Here is a 1648-nt window from a genome sequence, read left to right on the forward strand (position 1 = left end):
CCCTCCGGGACAAGCCGCAACTGGAGCGGATCAAGGGCCTGGTCATCCCGCCCGCCTGGCGGGACGTGTGGATCTGCACCAAGGCCAACGGCCACCTCCAGGCCGTCGGCACCGACGCCGCCGGCCGCCGCCAGTACCTCTACCACCCGCAGTTCCGCGCCGAGCAGGAGGCCGCCAAACACGAGCACGTGCTGGAGGTGGCGGAGGCCCTGCCCGCCGTGCGGGAGGCCGTCGAGGGCCACCTCGCCGACCGCGGCCTGACCCGGCAGCGGGTCCTCGCCACCGCCGTGCGCCTGCTGGACCTCGGCTTCTTCCGGATCGGCAGCGAGCGCTACACCGAGCTGAACAACAGCTACGGCCTCACCACCCTCACCCGCGCCCACACCCGGTGCAGCGCCGCCGAGGTCACCCTCACGTACACCGGCAAGCACGGCAAGGAACAGGTCCACGCCGTGCTCGACCCCTCCGTCTGCCGCACCCTCACCGCGCTCAACCGCCGCCGCGGCGGCGGCGACCGGCTGCTCGCCTACTGGGACCGGCCCGACTGGCACGATGTCAACGGCGACGACGTCAACGCCTACCTCAGGGAGATCGCCGGCCTGGACGTCACCGCCAAGGACTTCCGCACCTGGCACGCCACCGTGATGGCCGCCGTCGCCCTCGCCGTCTCCCAGGGCGCCGCGCACAGCGAGACCGCCCGCAGGCGCGCCATCGCCCGCGCCGCCCGCGAGGTCTCCCACTACCTGGGCAACACCCCCGCCGTCTGCCGCGCCTCCTACATCAACCCGCGCGTCATCGAGCTGTACGAGGAGGGCGTCACCGTCGCCGCCGCGCTGCCCCGCCTCGGCGTCGAGGCCGAACACGGCGTCCCCGCCACCCACGGCCCCGCCGAACGCGCCGTCCTGAGCATGCTGCGCACCGGCCGCGCCGCGCGCCCCGAGCCGCCTGACCGCCGGGCGCCACCCCGATCGCCGGCGGCCGGCGGGCTCCGTGACGCTTCACCAGCTCACGGCCAGGACGGCTCGCGGCGCGGGACGACCACCAGCTCGCCCACCGTGCTGCCGGCCGGCACCGACAGGGCGTACAGCACCGTGTCCGCCACGATCTCCGGGCTTTGCAGCATCGAGGTGTCCGCGTCCGGGAAGCGCTCCAGGACGAACGCGGTCTCCATGCCGCCGGCGATGATCCCGGTCACCCCGATGCCCGGGCAGTCCCGCTGGGCCTCCTGGAACAGGGTGTGCGTGAACGCCCGCAGCCCCGACTTGGCCGCCGCGTACGGACCGGCCTCCGTCCAGGTGCGGTGCGCCGCCGTGGACAGGATGTTCACGATGTGGCCGCCGCCCCGGGCGATCATCCGCCGGTAGACCTCCAGGCACAGGTACACCGGCCCCAGCAGGTTGGTCGACACCACCCGGTCCACCTCCCCGGCCGTCAGGTGCTCGATCGGCTTGGACACGTCCACCGCGGCGTTGTTGACCAGTACGTCCACCGCCTGCCCGGACTCCTCCAGCTCCCGGAACACCCCGGCCACCGCCGCCGCGTCCGTCACGTCCAGCTCCACGAACCGCGCCTCGCCCCCGGCCCGGCAGCTCCTCGCACAGCTCCCGGGCCGGGGGCGAGGCGCGGTTCGTGGAGCTGGACGTGACGG

1 protein-coding gene and 1 pseudogene are annotated in these 1648 nt (G+C 74.1%); one reads left to right on the forward strand and one right to left on the reverse strand.

The window, feature by feature from the left end:
- Nucleotides 1–926 (forward strand): annotated as a pseudogene (locus C6N75_RS25960) (DNA topoisomerase IB); the annotation flags it as partial.
- Nucleotides 927–1006: 80 nt separating this feature from the next.
- On the opposite strand, the gene C6N75_RS25965 reads toward C6N75_RS25960, so the two are convergent.
- The gene (locus tag C6N75_RS25965) at nt 1007–1561 is read right to left on the reverse strand and encodes an SDR family oxidoreductase (RefSeq protein WP_322888081.1); all 555 of its coding nucleotides are present in this window, start codon (nt 1559–1561) and stop codon (nt 1007–1009) included.
- Nucleotides 1562–1648 lie beyond the last annotated feature (87 nt).

It is taken from the genome of Streptomyces solincola (assembly GCF_002982015.1).
GTDB lineage: Bacteria > Actinomycetota > Actinomycetes > Streptomycetales > Streptomycetaceae > Streptomyces > Streptomyces solincola.